This is a genomic window from Fructobacillus papyriferae, from assembly GCF_018437225.1.
Taxonomy (GTDB): domain Bacteria; phylum Bacillota; class Bacilli; order Lactobacillales; family Lactobacillaceae; genus Fructobacillus; species Fructobacillus papyriferae.
The window spans coordinates 1-14,878 of sequence record NZ_JAAMFI010000002.1 but is presented as its reverse complement, the minus strand read 5'-3'; the positions used below and the strand labels follow the sequence as shown (position 1 = coordinate 14,878).

Here is a 14,878-nt window from a genome sequence, read left to right as displayed (position 1 = left end):
CAATCAGTCCTTTTTTTCATGCTTTAAAAAAAGCACACTTCATTTGATAAACCTGTTTTGTATCAAAGTCTTTGATTCCATGGTGAGCGCCGTCTAACCAGTAGGTTAGCGCTTTTTTACCCGTTAGTTTTTCATACCGGTCAACCATCTCCATGCTTTGCAATTCCGGTACCACTTGATCAGCTGAACCGGCCATTGCAAATAGGTCGGGCATCGCCGGAGTGAAATAATTTGCCGGATTTCCTTGGCTCACTGCGATCGGATTTTCGTTGACCTGATGACCCGCAAGCGCTAACCCTTCGAAAGAATTTTTCGATCCAGATTCGCTATATTTTGGTTGTACACCAAGTTCAGCAAATTGTTCCTTGAATACATCAAATTCATAAGGGCCATATGCAGCCAGTACCTTTTTGATTTTCGGCATCGCTTCAAGCTCATCTTTTAATCCAAATTCATGCCCCACTTTTACTCCTGCACTAATTGAACCAACAGTCAATAAGGCTAATTGGGCCCCAGAAGATTCTCCTGCTAAGTAGATTTTATTTTCATCAATTCCAAACTCATCAGATCGTTTTTTCAACTGACCGAGAACAGCTCGTACTTCCGCAACCTGCTTTGGAAAAGCGTAATCTCGATCGGAAATCAGTGCGTAATTCATCGAAACAACAGCAAGACCAGCAGCCGTTAATTTCAGGTTAGGGGCTAACTTCTCAGACGATTTGCGCCCCCGCACCAGTCCCCCACCTTGCAAGTCGAGCACAACCGGACATTTCTCTTTATTTTTGATTGGCAAATAAACATCGTAGCGTTGCCAGTCTTTTGGTCCATAAGTTTGATCTAAACTAACCCTTCCAACTGAATCTGGGACAACGACGTCAGAAAAACTGATTTTTTGGTCTTTAAATAACATCTTCACCCTTTCTGTTTCACGTGAAACATCCGACGGGAATTGTTTCACGTGAAACATTCCTAAAGAAAAAGCTAAACCAGAGGCCTAGCTTTACTTTTCGGTAACCTTCTTAAGGATACCTTAATCTTTTCGATTGTTGCGGTTATTCCACAAGTAAACAATGAGTAACATCACTGTTGTCAAATTAGAGGTAACCAAGGCCACATCCACTGCGCCAAATACCCACGAGGAAACTGAGATAAAGAGTAAAACTAGAGCGGCGATTGCCGTGTAGACTGTCGTAATTTTCATGTTAACTACTTCCCTTCTGATTTATTTTTCAATAGTTGGATGATTTCTTCTTGTAACGCAATGTTCTTCTCGACGAGCTTATTATTCTCTCGCTGCAGCGCTTGCTCGTTTAGCGAATCCTGGTGGGGTTCATCATAGCCCCACTTTTCATCTTCTGTCCCAATCAACCAATTATTGATAAATTGGATGAAATAAAAGACCGCTAAAGCAATGGCTAGCAAGGTTAAAGCCGAAGTCAAAAAAGCAGAGAGCGCCGTCCAAGTACTATCAAAACGAATCGGATGATTGGCCTGAATTAACCAGCGCCAAATGGCGGAAAAGAAATGAAAAAGTGTGCTAACTAACTCTCTTACTGTTGAACCGAAGGCATTACCAACCACAACAGAAATCACGAACGTCAGTAAGTTGGGCGCGAAGAGAAACCGACGAAAAGCAATCATGCCCTCCGAAGATTTCTTGACCAATCGTGCACGTTGCTGTTTTAATTCTTCTGCTTGCCGGGATTTAAATAACATATTTTCTCCAGTAGGTTTAAGATTACGTTCATTACTATTATACGTCAGATTTTACTTTGAAAAAAGCCCAGCAAGGCTTTCTTACAAATAAAAAAACCTTTCAACTCGAAAGGTCTTCTCGCTTTTATTTTTTTAAAAAACCATAGCGATAGAAAGCATAAGTGGCCGCAATCATCAACAAAATCATAATGACGATGGTGACCCACCAACCGGAAGCATGGTTGGCAAAAGGCAAATAATCAACGTTTTCGCCATAAAAGCCGGACACCACCGTTGGAATGGTAAAGACAATGGAATAAACGGTCAGCACCTTCATCGTCCAGTTTAGGTCACGATTACCAAGTGTCCCAGTCGCTTTGGTCACCGCGTTAATCACTTCCATAGCTAGGCCAGCCATATCGCGAGCCTGTTCCACTTCGACACGAACGGCATCTAGCAAATCCAAATCGTCATCCGTCACATGCTTTTCATATGACCGACGAATTTGGTCCAACATGATCAAATTATTGGCTAACGAATTTTGCAGATAAATCATTTGTATCTGAAGATGCAACAAATCATTTGTCTGTTTGGTTAACTGTTTCCGATTCCCAAACTGCGCCTGAATCGCACGACGTTGCCGATTAATCTCGGTGATTTCTTCCCCATACATGGTCATCAGCGGATAAATTCCTGAAATCAAAAATTCAAAAACAGACAATTCTTTATTTGCAAGTTGGTGCCCGCTAACCTTACCGTTCAACAGTTCCTTTTTCATATAATCCGTTGGCCGGTGTGCAAACGTAAAAAGATCACCATGAACAAGCACAATACCGATCGGACGAGTCAACACCGGCTCCGGTTCAGCCGAAATGATATCCAAAATAATGAGTGCTTCATCTGCCTCAGGATCAAATTCCATCCGGACCGACTCATTGTTATCCGTGGCATAACCCAACATCTGCTCCGTCAACCCGTGCTTGTGAACTAACAAGGCACGGTCGTCTTCCGTCATATTGGTGACATGGTACCAACGAAAATTTGAATTTTCTTTTAACATTTCAATCATGGTGCCCCACCCTTTTTAAAATATCAAGAAAATGGCCACTTCCGATTAGTGCTTCTTTGAACGCGTGGCCTTACGCATCTTACGCGCCATCGCCTTTTCCTTAGCGCGGGCTTCTTCACGCTCCTTCTTTAGTTTGAAAGGATTTTGCAAGAAGAAAGTCTGCACCATTTGGAAAAGGTTACCGACTGCCCAGTAAAGGGAAACAGCGGAAGGCACAGCCAATGAAGTAAAGAAAATGATGAATGGGAAGATGAATGGCAACACCTTCGTCATCGTGTTCTGTTGCGGGTTGGCCTGCGTCGAAAGCCAAGAAGAACCAAAAGTAAAAAGTGCTGCCAAAACAGGCAAAACAAAGTATGGATCTTGGTTTCCAAGGTTCAACCAAAGAAATGAGCCAGAACGAAGAACCGAAGAATTATGAATTCCTTGGTATAACGCGATCAAAACAGGCATCTGGACAAGCAAAGGCAACATCGAGGCAAATGGCGACACCCCGTGTTCCTTATATAAGGCTTGCTGTTCTTGTGCCAAAAGCGTCCGCGTTTCGGTGTCACGACCCGCGTACTTTTCTTGCAAGACCTTCAATTCTGGTTGCAAACGCTGCATCTTCTTCATTGAATCCATTTGATAGACCATCAAAGGAAGGATCATGAAACGGATGAAAATCGTAAAGATCACGATTCCAAGACCGTAAGAAGATGAGAACCAAGAAGACACCCCCAAAATCGAGCGAATAAAGAAGGCCACAAAGCCGCCCCAAATACCGGATCCCGGAACATGTCCACTGTATGAAAGATCGGCACCGATGATCCCGACAATCGCAATCGCTGCTAAGAAAAGCGGCAACCAACCAATCGTTTTAATCCATTTATTAATTTTTGCCATGTTGTTCATCCTTTAATAGTTTTGCTAATCCCAAAACATGGGTGAGCTGTTTTTTGATAAATGCCTGTGAGGCCCCAGCAATATTTGGCCTTGCAATGACTAGTATATCGCTTTTTTGGTCCAAAATCGGCTTCAACTCCAACATTGTCTGGCGAATCCGACGTTTGACATGCACCCGGTCATGCGCTTTTCCGACCTTCTTTCCAACCGAAAGACCTAAGCGAAAATGCTTTTGACCTTCTTTTTTTAGCCGGTAGACCACAAAGTACTTATTGGCCACCGAATGATGATGGTCAAAGACTTGCTGGAACTCCTCTGGCTTTTTAATCCGAAATGACTTACGCATTAGTTTCCACCTAAACTCTTATGTACGCAGGTTATCCTGCATGAATCAATGAAAATAAAAAGGCCACTGCAAGCAGCGACCTGTTTAGGCAGATAATACCTTGCGGCCCTTCGCGCGGCGGCGAGCCAAAACCTTACGACCGTTGCTCGTTAACATACGCTTACGGAAACCGTGTACGCGTGCGCGATGACGCTTCTTTGGTTGGAATGTACGCTTCATTAGGATTTACCTCCATTAACTATTTGTCTGCAAATTTCTTCGCAATTCGAGATTAATCATACCATGGATACCCCGGTCTGACAAGCAGAACCAGAAGTTCACACAAAAATCGACTATATAATAGTAAAAACTTTTCCACGGACTTATCCAAATCCTTTCCAACCCCCTTGCAAAAGTCTGCTTGATCGTGAGGTTATCCAGTGCTTATCCACGTCTTTTCCACTTTTCCACAAGTTGTGACTTCCAAACTGTGGAAAACGTTGATAGTTATCCGGAAACTGATCATAACAAGCTTCTTTCTGGGGATAAGTCTTTGGATATGGGGAAAACCGAAAGTTTGTTCCCTCTGTTTTGCCCAATCCGTCTTTCCATTTTCCTCCTCTGGGGATTAATTAACTTTTTCTTGCATTTCTGTGGAAAACTAGGCTCCTTCTTTTTTTTTTGCTATACTGTTTTTTGTAAAGAACAATCCTTTTCATTCTTATTTACTGGAGATTTTCATGTCTGACAACCTCAACTCATCTGAATTATGGGATAAAATCAGCTTTTCCCTCTTCCAGGACCTTGGCGCCATCAGCTTTGGGACCTTCGTGGACCCTCTTTCACCTGTTGGACTTGAAGAAAACCGCTTCGTTTTTAAAGTTCCTTCGGAATATGCTGACAAGATTATTAATCAATGGAATACAGAAATTTCCATGAAATTTGTCGAATATGCCAACAAGATCACTGGTAAATTCATTCGACCGGAATTTCGGTCCACAGACGAAGGCATTACCGCTAGTCCAAATCAAGGAATGTCCCCCCTTTCAAATCAGAGCGAAAGTGAATCAGAAAAACATATTCCCTTCTCCCAAGACGCTGGCCTAGACCCCGATTACACCTTCGAAAAATTCGTGGTTGGCTCTGGTAACGAAAATGCACGGGCCATCGCGCAAGCCGTTGCTGAAGGGCCGGGTAAAGTCTACAACCCCTACCTCATTTACGGTGGTGTCGGCTTAGGAAAGACCCACTTGATGCAGGCGATTGGTAATCAATACGCCAAGGATAATCCAAATGCCCGCATTAAATATGCAACCGCTGAAGATTTCCTAAACGACTTTACCAATTCCCTTCGTAAGGGTGGCGATACCAACGCCACCGCCCTCTTTAAAAAGACCTATCGCTCACTTGACATGCTGTTGGTCGATGATATTCAATTCTGGGCCGGCAAACCGCAAGTCCAAGAAGAGTTCTTCAATACCTTCAATGCGTTGACCAAAGCCAATAAGCAAATTGTGATGACCTCGGATCGTTATCCAAATGATATTCCAGATCTTCAAGACCGTTTGAAGTCCCGCTTCGAACAAGGAGTTACGTCAGATATTCAAAAGCCAGATGTCCAGACCCGTGTGGCGATCTTGCGCAACATGCAAGATCAAAACGATTTAGATATTCCAAACGATGTCTTACAGTTAATTGGCGAAACGGTTGACGACAACGTACGAACTTTAGAAGGTGCTTTTCACAAGTTTGAAGCCAAAATTCGCTTCATGAATAAGCCCGCCACAATCGAAACGGCCAAAACAATTTTGGATGAAATCAACGCAAACAAAAAAACAGTGGTCACCGTTGACCGAATCCAACAAGTGGTTGCCGCCTACTACATGCAGACAGTTGACGACATGAAATCTGGCCGTCGCCAATCGGATCTGGTTATGGCACGACACGTTGCGATTTATCTGACACGAACGATGACGGACATGTCGCTACCACAAATCGGACAGGCTTTTGGAAACCGAGACCACTCATCCATTTCTCACGCATTTACTAAGATCGAAGAACAAGTCGAAAAAGAAGCCCGAATGAAGGAAATGATTCAGGCACTAGCTGAAGACATCCGATCGGGGCAATAGTGCCTGGGGAAAAGTCGGCGATTTACACGCATCTTTTACACGGTGTTTTCCACAGGCAAAAACCATTGCTATCAGGCCTGCTGCCCTAATCCCCATAACCCACAGGCCTTATTACTATTACTAGTTATTTATTACTCTATTGATTTACTAATCGCACCTGCCACAAAGGAGGCCATGTGCTATGAAATTTACGATTAATCGACAAGCCTTTATCAAAGCTTTAAACGATGTTTCTCGAGCAATTTCATCAAAAACGACGATTCCAATTCTGACGAATTTAAAATTGGATTTGCAAGAAGAACAATTAGTTTTGACAGGTTCCAATGCGGATATTTCAATTCAAATGACGTTGACAGCTGACGATACCTCAAACGAGTTGACCATTGAATCAACGGGTGGCATCACTTTGCCCGCTACTTTCTTCATCAATATCGTCAAGCACTTGCCAGCCGACAACATGACCTTATCAATTGAAGGACTCCAAGCATTGATCACATCGGGTTCGGCTTCTTTCAAGATTAATGGACAACCAAGTTCGGCTTACCCTAAGCTACCGGAATTATCTGAATCGAAATCCTTGAAACTATCGGCTGCCCAATTGATTGAATTGATTGCGCAAACCAAAATTTCGGCTTCAACACAAGAAAGTCGGCCGATCTTGACAGGAATCCACCTGTCGTTGTCTGGTAACCAAATTAAAGCGGTGACGACCGATTCACACCGTTTGTCACAGCGCATCATTACGTTGGTGGGAGCAGAAAACGTTGCGGATGCTTCGGTCATCATTCCAGCCAAGGCCTTTAACGAATTGCAGTCGTTATTAGAAGGCCAAAATGTTGTTGAAGTAAAGTTGTCTTCAAACCAAGCGGTTTTCACTTTTGGCAACACAACCTTCTATTCTCGCTTACTTGAAGGAAACTATCCCGAAACGGATCGCTTGATTCCTTCAGAAGCCAATACCGAAATCGAAATTGACGCTGGCGCTTTGTCTGGGGCAATCGATCGTGCTTCCCTTTTGTCACACGAATCACGAAATAACGTGGTTCTACTGACAATTAAGGATCAACAAGCCGAACTCTCTGGTAATTCCCAAGAAGTCGGACAAGTGAAGGAAGCTTTGAAAGCTGATAAGATTTCTGGGGACGACTTAGAAATTTCATTCAACCCAGATTATGTGCGCGATGCCCTGCGGGTGTTGCAAGGCAAGACCGTTGAATTGAAGTTTACAACTAACTTGCGGCCGTTCATCATCATTCCAGAAGGTGAAACAGACAATAAGCAATTACAGTTGGTGACACCCGTTCGTACATTCTAAAGATTCTAAAAAAGGCCTTTTCAGGCCTTTTTTCTTTGTTGTAAAAGCAAGAAGCGATTTTTTCAAAATGAAGCGAAAGAGACCGGTTGAAAGAAAAAAAGCTAAAATGAGCTCTTAGGGGCAAATAGCGATAAGTATGGTATAATAATAGGGTAAGTCTGTATGAATTTAGGGGAAGATTATGGCTGAGCGTTTGGCAATTACAACTGACTACATCACCCTTCAGCAATTGTTGAAAATTGAAGACCTTATTCCTTCTGGGGGACAGGCGAAAGCCTATCTAGCAACAGAAAAAGTTCTTCTAAATGGCGAAGAAGAAAACCGCCGAGGCAAAAAGCTGTATCCGGGTGATCAGATTGAAACAGCTGGACGCATCTTTTCGATCAACGCTGAATCTAAAGAGGAAGCCGATGAACGAGCCGAACAGAAGGCCATCTTAGCGCGTTTTCAAGCACAACAACCCGCTAAAAAAAAGGCAGGCGCTTCGAAGTTGGAGCAGAATAAGACTTCGAAAAAGAAGCCGGCAGGACCTTCTTCGTGGAGTTAACAGACTTAAAGCTGCATCACTTTCGTAATTACGAAGCGGCGACGCTTCATTTTCAACCCGGAGTTAACGTCTTTTTAGGACAAAATGCGCAAGGAAAAACGAACTTGCTGGAAAGCATTTACGCCTTAGCATTGGCCCGTTCCCATCGAACGAAGATCGATAAAGATCTGGTTCAGTGGGGGCAGAGCCAAGCGCGCATTGAAGGCCTGGTAAAGAACCGCTTTGGTAAGCTGCCGCTTTCGTTGTCTTGGACCAATAGAGGCAAGCAAGCTCGGGTCAACCATTTAGATCAACCCCGCTTATCTGGCTATATTGGCCAGTTAAACGTGATTCTCTTTGCTCCAGAGGATCTTGATTTGGTTAAAGGACCACCGGCCGTTCGGCGGCGCTTCATTGACATCGAGTTTGGTCAAATGAATCGCACCTATCTGCAGCTATCTGCGCAGTACAAACGGGTATTAAAGGATCGAAACGCCTATTTGAAGGCTTGGTCTTTTGGCCAAAAGAAAGACGATGTTTTTTTGACCGTACTGACGGATCAGCTCGTTGAACTGGGCGCTAAGTTGATGCTGTTAAAAAAACGGTTCCTAACTGAATTAGGCCAGGCGGCTGCGCGAATTCACGCAGCGGTGGCCAATCAGCAAGAGGAATTGGTCCTTCACTACAAAACGGGTGTTGATTTGAGTCAACTGACCGACCAAAAAACGGCCGAAGAAGCTTTGACTGCCGCTTTTAAAAAGCAAGCGGAGCGCGAAAAGAAACAGGGCACGACCCTGGTCGGGCCACACCGGGATGATTTCGTGATTGAGGTGAACGGTGTCGATGTTTCTAACTTCGGCTCACAAGGCCAGCAGCGAACCGCTGCCCTGGCTTTGAAGCTTGGCGAAATTGACCTCATGCACCAGGAAACTGGCGAATACCCGGTCTTATTACTCGATGATGTCTTGTCAGAGTTGGATGCCAATCGGCAGACCCATCTCTTGATGACCATCGAAAACAAGGTACAAACCTTTATTACCGCCCCCTCCCTTTCCGAGGTCGCTCGGTCGTTGATCAAAGAGCCGAAAGTCTTTTTGGTCAAAGATGGAACCATCCAGGAAGAACAGCATTAGGAGGCAAAAGGAGAATCATGGCTGAAGAAGAAAACAAGGTAATGGATGACGTTTCAGTTTCACCTGAAGACATCGAAAATGCTAGCAAGATGACCACCGACGCTGACGCCTATAATGCCGATCAGATCCAGGTCCTGGAAGGATTGGAAGCCGTTCGGAAGCGTCCTGGTATGTATATCGGAACCACCACGGCACAGGGGCTGCACCACTTGGTTTGGGAAATTGTCGATAACGGTATCGATGAAGCCTTGGCTGGCTTTGCTTCCCACATCACGGTGACAATCGAAAAGGATAACTCGATTACGGTCACTGATGATGGTCGTGGTATTCCGGTTGATATCCAGACCAAGACGGGTAAGCCCGCTTTGGAAACGGTCTTTACCATTCTGCACGCCGGTGGAAAGTTCGGCGGTGGTGGCTATAAGGTGTCCGGTGGTCTGCACGGTGTTGGTGCCTCTGTTGTGAACGCCTTGTCTTCTTCCTTGGACGTCCGCGTTGTTCGCGACGGTCAAATGTACTACATGGACTTTGAAACGGGTCGCGTGAAGACAAAGATGACCAAGAAGACGGGCGATTTGCCAATTGAACGTGGCACGATCGTTCACTTCAAGCCAGATCCAGATATTTTCCAAGAAACCACGGTTTATAACTACCAGACCCTTCTTTCCCGTGTTCGCGAATTAGCCTTTTTGAACAAGGGCTTGAAGATTTCCATCACGGACAAGCGTCCAGAGGAACCTTTGTCTGAAACCTTCCACTTCGAAGGCGGAATCAAGGAATACGTTTCCTACTTGGACGAAGGCAAGCAAGTGCTCTTTGACCAACCGGTTTATGTCGAAGGCGAAGAAAACGGCATCGTGGTCGAAGTTGCTTTGCAATATACAACTGAAGTCAAAGAAAACTTAAAGACCTTTACCAACAACATCAACACCTATGAAGGTGGAACCCACGAAACCGGATTCAAAACAGCTTTGACGCGTGTCATTAACGACTACGCGCGTAAGCAAAACATGATCAAGGAAAACGGCGACTCACTGACTGGGGAAGACGTGCGTGAAGGAATGACGGCGATCGTTTCGATCAAGCACCCGGATCCACAGTTCGAGGGCCAGACGAAGACGAAGTTAGGAAATTCCGACGCTCGTCAGGCCGTTGACCGCATGTTCTCTGACACCTTTTCACGGTTTATGATGGAAAATCCAACGGTTGCAAAGCAAATCGTTGAAAAGGGATCTTTGGCACAAAAGGCCCGCCTTTCTGCTAAGCGCGCCCGCGAGATGACCCGGAAGCAGTCGGGATTGGAAATCTCCAATTTGCCAGGTAAACTGGCGGACAACACTTCGAAGGAACCAGAAATTTCTGAGCTCTTTATCGTCGAGGGTGACTCGGCCGGTGGTTCTGCTAAGCAAGGCCGGAATCGTTTGACGCAGGCCATCTTGCCAATTCGTGGAAAGATTTTAAACGTTGGAAAGGCCTCATTGGATCGCGTTTTGGCTAACGAAGAAATTCGTTCCCTCTTCACGGCCTTGGGGGCCGGTTTTGGAAAGGACTTTGATGTTTCCAAGGCTAACTACCACAAGATCATCATCATGACCGATGCCGATGTTGATGGCGCCCACATCCGGACGTTGTTGTTGACGCTTTTCTACCGTTACATGCGGCCAATGGTTGATGCCGGTTACATTTACATCGCCCAGCCACCGCTGTACGGTGTCTCGCTTGGTAACTCAAAAAACATGACCTACTTGGATTCTGATGAGGAGTTGGCGGATTATTTGGCACAATTGCCAGCAAACGCCAAACCAAAGGTTCAACGTTACAAGGGGCTTGGTGAAATGGATTACGATCAATTGGCTGACACGACCATGGATCCGGCTAACCGTCGTTTGCTCCGTGTCGATCCGGCCGATGCGGAAGAAGCGGATTCCGTGATTGACATGTTGATGGGAGGCGATGTGCCACCACGTCGTCAATTCATCGAAGACAATGCGGTCTATGTAGAAGACCTTGATATTTAAGAAACTGCTTGATTCGGAGTAAGAAATGCCAGAAGAACAAGATAGTCGTATTAAAAACACCCACCTAGCCGCGCAAATGAAGACATCGTTTTTGTCTTATGCGATGTCGGTTATTGTGGCGCGTGCTTTACCAGACGTGCGTGATGGAATGAAGCCCGTTCACCGTCGTATTCTCTATTCAATGATTGAACAGGGAAACACACCGGACAAGCCACACAAGAAGTCGGCCCGTATCGTCGGTGACGTCATGGGTAAGTATCACCCCCACGGTGATTCTGCCATCTACGAGTCGATGGTCCGCATGGCCCAAGACTTCTCTTACCGTTATATGTTGGCCGATGGCCACGGGAACTTTGGATCGGTCGACGGTGATTCTGCCGCCGCCATGCGTTATACCGAGGCCCGTTTGTCAAAGGTCGCCATGGAAATGGTCCGTGACCTGAACAAGGACACGGTTGACTTCGTACCGAACTACGATGGCGAAGAACGTGAGCCGGAAGTTTTGCCAGCTCGTATTCCAAACCTCTTGGTCAACGGTGCAACTGGAATTGCCGTCGGAATGACGACTAACATCCCTACCCACAACTTGGGCGAAGTCATCTCGGCTTTGCACGTTTTGATGGGCAATCCAGACGCTACGACGGCTGATTTGATGGAAGCACTCCCAGGACCTGATTTCCCAACTGGTGGAATCGTCATGGGAAAGGCCGGTATTCGAAAGGCCTACGAAACGGGTCGTGGAACAATTACCGTCCGTGCTAAAGTCGACATTGAGCAGACCAAGACGGGCAAGGAACAAATCATTGTGACCGAGCTGCCATACGCAGTTAACAAGGCTCGCTTGATCGAACGAATTTCTGAATTGGTTCGTGACAAGAAGATCGACGGTATCACGGCTATCCGTGATGAATCCGATCGTGACGGCCTTCGTGTTTCAATCGACGTTCGGCGTGATGCGTCTGCATCCGTTATTTTGAACAACCTCTACAAGCAAACGCTTTTGCAGACCGGTTTCTCATTCAACATGCTGGCCATTGACCATGGCGCACCGAAGACGCTTTCCTTGAAAGAAATCCTGGAAGCTTATTTGGAACACCAACGTTCGGTTGTTCGTCGTCGAACTCAATTTGATTTGAAGAAGGCTGAAGCGCGCGCCCACATCCTTGAGGGATTGCGGATTGCCTTAGACCACATTGACGAAATCATTCACATCATTCGGTCATCTAAAACTTCTGACGAAGCGAAGGGGCGTTTGATTGATGGTTATGACCTGTCGGACAAGCAGTCCCAGGCCATCTTGGACATGCGTTTGGTTCGTTTGACCGGACTGGAACGGGACAAGATCGAAGACGAATACCAGAAGTTGATTGCTTTGATCGCGGACTTGAAAGACATTTTGGCCCACCAAGAACGAATCGATCAAGTGATTTACGACGAATTGTTGGAGATCCAAAACCGCTTTGGTGATGACCGTCGTACTGAATTGCAGGTCGGTGACGTAACAAGCATCGAAGATGAAGATTTGATCGAAGAAGAAGACGTCATCGTGACCTTGACGCACAATGGCTACATCAAACGAGTGGCGGCCTCCGAATTCAAGGCTCAAAACCGTGGTGGTCGTGGTGTCCAGGGAATGAACTTGAACGACGAAGACTTCGTGGCGCAGTTGGCTAACCTGTCAACGCACGATTCGCTCTTCTTCTTTACCAATAAGGGTAAGGTGTATCGCATGAAGGGGTATGAAATCCCTGAGTATGGTCGCTCTGCCAAGGGAATCCCAGTCATTAACTTGTTGAACTTTGACCAAGACGAAGCGATCCAAAGTTTGCTCACGGTTCACGGTAATCCGGCTGAAAGTGATGATAACCTCTTCTTTGTTACGCGCAAGGGTGTCGTGAAGCGGACCAAGGTTCATGACTTTGCCAACATCCGGACGTCTGGTTTGAAGGCGTTGACCCTTCGCGAAGATGACGAAATCTTGAAGGTACTTGAAACGGATGGAAACCAAAACATTATCATTGCTACGCATAATGGTTATTCCGTCACCTTTGCAGAAGAAGCGGTTCGCTTGATGGGTCGTGCTGCTGCCGGTGTTCGTGGAATCAATTTGCGTGAAGGCGATGAAGTCGTTGGTGCCGATATCTTGATGGATGATCAAAACGTTTTGGTTATCACGGAAAAGGGTTATGGAAAGCAGACGGCTGCTAGCGAATACCCGGTTAAGGGCCGTGGCGGTAAGGGAATTAAAACAGCAACCATTACCGAAAAGAACGGGCCTTTGGCTGGGATGGTCACCGTCGATGGCGATGAAGACATCATGGTGACGACAAACATGGGTGTCATGATCCGTTTTGCTATCAACGATGTGTCAAATACTGGTCGTTCGACACAAGGTGTTCGCTTGATTCGTCTGGAAGAAGAATCAAAGGTCGCAACCTTTACAAAGTTGGAACCGATGACAGAAGAAGTTGAAGCTGATTCGGCTAATGAGACGACAGATGAACAATAAGGATTAAATAAAAAAGTTGTTGGGACAAGAGTCCCAACAACTTTTTTTTAATAAATCGGTTGCGGCAAACCACGATATGGCGACGGCCAACGCAAGGCTTTTCTTAAGGCAACCGAGTAATTTCTTGAAACTGGGATGCGATGGCCAGTCACCATGGTCAAAGCGTGGTCATGCGGTTGGTAGGTATGCAAAAAAGCAATGTTGATGACATAAGAAGCATGTACCCGGTACAAGTTGCTATGGACGGACTCCAAGTCCCTAAGGTTGGCCCGAATGCGTGTGAGATGGTTTGTTTCGTGAACAAAAAGATGGTGGCTACCACTATCAGTTGTAAAATAAACGATTCGGGTGAGATCAAATACCCGAGTTGTTGCCCCGTCTGGTAATCGAATCGGAATTGGACGCAATTCAAAAATTCGTCGCAAATTTAAGTTAGCTTTGGCAATCGCGCGCAGCAACCGATCGAAGAAGCTTGGACTCAATTCTTTCTTAATAATGAAATCAAGCAAACCAATCTGTGCTTCGAAGCAGCGGGCTGCCATGGTGGCATTATCGGAAATCATAATTAGTTGGGCATCTGGATCGTGCTGGCGAATCAGTTGGGCGGTTTGCAAGCCAGCCGACTCAAAACCTCGGATAGACGAATCCAAAATGACAACCTGTCCTTTTTTGAGACGACCAAGTGCATGAATAATGGCAGATGGCGTCTCGTAAAAATAGGGATCCACTAAAACTCTCTTAAAATAACGTCGGTCTCGAGTGTTATCGGTTAAAATGTAGCAAGCCATCGCGTGCTCCTTTCCTTTAAATCTTTATCTTTATTATACGAAAAAAAGACCGAAAAGGGATTTTTTATTTAAAATAATTAATTCCGATGCTTCATTGTTAAAAATATTAAATAAAATAAGGAAAAAAGTATAACAAAATTAGTTTTTAAAAAAATAATCGAAAAGTCGTAGAAAAAAAGATAAAAAAAGCATTGACCTGAAGCAACAAAGACCGTATACTAATTATTGTTCCTTACGAGGGGCGGCGCTAAGCAAGGCAACTTGCGAGGCGCGATAAAAAAACTCAAAAAAGTAGTTGACCGAAAGAGGTTAAGCTGCTATGATAAATGAGTTGCCCAATCGGGTACGCACATTGAAAACTGAACAAAACTTTGAACAAACAAATCTGTAACGAGATTTAGCTATGACAGCTAGATCTAACAAATTTGCGAAGTCAATTCGTAACAAACAATAAACGGATAGGCGTTATCGAGAGATAGCAAC

General features: G+C 45.3%; 14 protein-coding genes. 6 read left to right on the top strand and 8 right to left on the bottom strand.

The features are described from left to right. Positions 1–16: 16 nt before the first annotated feature. The 7 genes from G6R27_RS03685 to rpmH all read right to left on the bottom strand — a co-directional run bounded on the left by G6R27_RS03685 (position 17) and on the right by rpmH (position 4,220). Positions 17–958 (bottom strand): alpha/beta hydrolase family protein, encoded by a 942-nt coding sequence (locus G6R27_RS03685; RefSeq protein WP_213819735.1) that lies wholly within the window; start codon positions 956–958, stop codon positions 17–19. 72 nt (positions 959–1,030) lie between these two features. Continuing rightward, positions 1,031–1,201 carry a hypothetical protein gene (locus tag G6R27_RS03680; protein WP_213819734.1) on the bottom strand — a complete coding sequence of 57 codons (171 nt, stop codon included), beginning with the start codon at positions 1,199–1,201 and terminating at the stop codon, positions 1,031–1,033. 5 nt (positions 1,202–1,206) lie between these two features. After that, complete coding sequence (locus tag G6R27_RS03675) at positions 1,207–1,716, bottom strand: MscL family protein (protein WP_213819733.1); 510 nt, start codon at positions 1,714–1,716, stop codon at positions 1,207–1,209. 124 nt (positions 1,717–1,840) lie between these two features. Next, on the bottom strand, positions 1,841–2,764 hold the full coding sequence (locus G6R27_RS03670) for a magnesium transporter CorA family protein (protein ID WP_213819732.1): 924 nt from the start codon (positions 2,762–2,764) through the stop codon (positions 1,841–1,843). Positions 2,765–2,809: 45 nt separating this feature from the next. Beyond that, positions 2,810–3,649, bottom strand: a complete 840-nt coding sequence (locus G6R27_RS03665; RefSeq protein ID WP_213819731.1) for a membrane protein insertase YidC — start codon at positions 3,647–3,649, stop codon at positions 2,810–2,812. After that, a complete protein-coding gene (gene rnpA, locus G6R27_RS03660) occupies positions 3,636–3,995 on the bottom strand; it encodes a ribonuclease P protein component (RefSeq protein WP_213819730.1) in 360 nt (119 codons plus the stop codon). Before rnpA ends, G6R27_RS03665 begins: the two co-directional genes overlap by 14 nt. An 84-nt stretch (positions 3,996–4,079) precedes the next feature. Continuing rightward, positions 4,080–4,220: a 50S ribosomal protein L34 gene (gene rpmH, locus G6R27_RS03655; RefSeq protein ID WP_213793221.1), complete on the bottom strand. Its 141-nt coding sequence runs from the start codon at positions 4,218–4,220 to the stop codon at positions 4,080–4,082. A gap of 494 nt (positions 4,221–4,714) precedes the next feature. On the opposite strand from rpmH, the gene dnaA reads away from it, so the two are divergent. The 6 genes from dnaA (at position 4,715) to gyrA (ending at position 13,607) form a co-directional block, all read left to right on the top strand. Next, the gene (gene dnaA, locus G6R27_RS03650) at positions 4,715–6,106 is read left to right on the top strand and encodes a chromosomal replication initiator protein DnaA (RefSeq protein WP_213819729.1); all 1,392 of its coding nucleotides are present in this window, start codon (positions 4,715–4,717) and stop codon (positions 6,104–6,106) included. A gap of 181 nt (positions 6,107–6,287) precedes the next feature. Then, on the top strand, positions 6,288–7,421 hold the full coding sequence (gene dnaN, locus G6R27_RS03645; protein WP_213819728.1) for a DNA polymerase III subunit beta: 1,134 nt from the start codon (positions 6,288–6,290) through the stop codon (positions 7,419–7,421). A gap of 181 nt (positions 7,422–7,602) precedes the next feature. Continuing rightward, entirely contained in the window at positions 7,603–7,968 is a 366-nt protein-coding gene (gene yaaA / locus G6R27_RS03640; RefSeq protein ID WP_213819727.1) for a S4 domain-containing protein YaaA, read from the top strand. Continuing rightward, positions 7,959–9,080 carry a DNA replication/repair protein RecF gene (recF, locus tag G6R27_RS03635; RefSeq protein ID WP_213819726.1) on the top strand — a complete coding sequence of 374 codons (1,122 nt, stop codon included), beginning with the start codon at positions 7,959–7,961 and terminating at the stop codon, positions 9,078–9,080. The genes yaaA and recF overlap by 10 nt, the downstream gene beginning before the upstream one ends. Positions 9,081–9,097: 17 nt before the next feature. After that, positions 9,098–11,098, top strand: coding sequence for a DNA topoisomerase (ATP-hydrolyzing) subunit B (gyrB, locus tag G6R27_RS03630; RefSeq protein WP_420798189.1), 2,001 nt, complete (start codon positions 9,098–9,100; stop codon positions 11,096–11,098). A 25-nt stretch (positions 11,099–11,123) separates the two neighbouring features. Then, a complete protein-coding gene (gene gyrA / locus G6R27_RS03625) occupies positions 11,124–13,607 on the top strand; it encodes a DNA gyrase subunit A (RefSeq protein ID WP_213819725.1) in 2,484 nt (827 codons plus the stop codon). Positions 13,608–13,654: 47 nt separating this feature from the next. On the opposite strand, the gene G6R27_RS03620 is transcribed toward gyrA, so the two are convergent. Then, positions 13,655–14,395, bottom strand: coding sequence for a LytR/AlgR family response regulator transcription factor (locus G6R27_RS03620; protein ID WP_213819724.1), 741 nt, complete (start codon positions 14,393–14,395; stop codon positions 13,655–13,657). Positions 14,396–14,878: the final 483 nt, after the last annotated feature.

What these genes read in the sequence shown, in the direction of transcription:
- G6R27_RS03680 (WP_213819734.1), bottom strand. Translation starts at nt 1,201, where the DNA reads ATGAAAATTACGACAGTCTACACGGCAATCGCCGCTCTAGTTTTACTC.
- G6R27_RS03675 (WP_213819733.1), bottom strand. Translation starts at nt 1,716, where the DNA reads ATGTTATTTAAATCCCGGCAAGCAGAAGAATTAAAACAGCAACGTGCA.
- G6R27_RS03670 (WP_213819732.1), bottom strand. Translation starts at nt 2,764, where the DNA reads ATGATTGAAATGTTAAAAGAAAATTCAAATTTTCGTTGGTACCATGTC.
- G6R27_RS03665 (WP_213819731.1), bottom strand. Translation starts at nt 3,649, where the DNA reads ATGGCAAAAATTAATAAATGGATTAAAACGATTGGTTGGTTGCCGCTT.
- rnpA (WP_213819730.1), bottom strand. Translation starts at nt 3,995, where the DNA reads ATGCGTAAGTCATTTCGGATTAAAAAGCCAGAGGAGTTCCAGCAAGTC.
- dnaA (WP_213819729.1), top strand. Translation starts at nt 4,715, where the DNA reads ATGTCTGACAACCTCAACTCATCTGAATTATGGGATAAAATCAGCTTT.
- dnaN (WP_213819728.1), top strand. Translation starts at nt 6,288, where the DNA reads ATGAAATTTACGATTAATCGACAAGCCTTTATCAAAGCTTTAAACGAT.
- yaaA (WP_213819727.1), top strand. Translation starts at nt 7,603, where the DNA reads ATGGCTGAGCGTTTGGCAATTACAACTGACTACATCACCCTTCAGCAA.
- gyrB (WP_420798189.1), top strand. Translation starts at nt 9,098, where the DNA reads ATGGCTGAAGAAGAAAACAAGGTAATGGATGACGTTTCAGTTTCACCT.
- gyrA (WP_213819725.1), top strand. Translation starts at nt 11,124, where the DNA reads ATGCCAGAAGAACAAGATAGTCGTATTAAAAACACCCACCTAGCCGCG.
- G6R27_RS03620 (WP_213819724.1), bottom strand. Translation starts at nt 14,395, where the DNA reads ATGGCTTGCTACATTTTAACCGATAACACTCGAGACCGACGTTATTTT.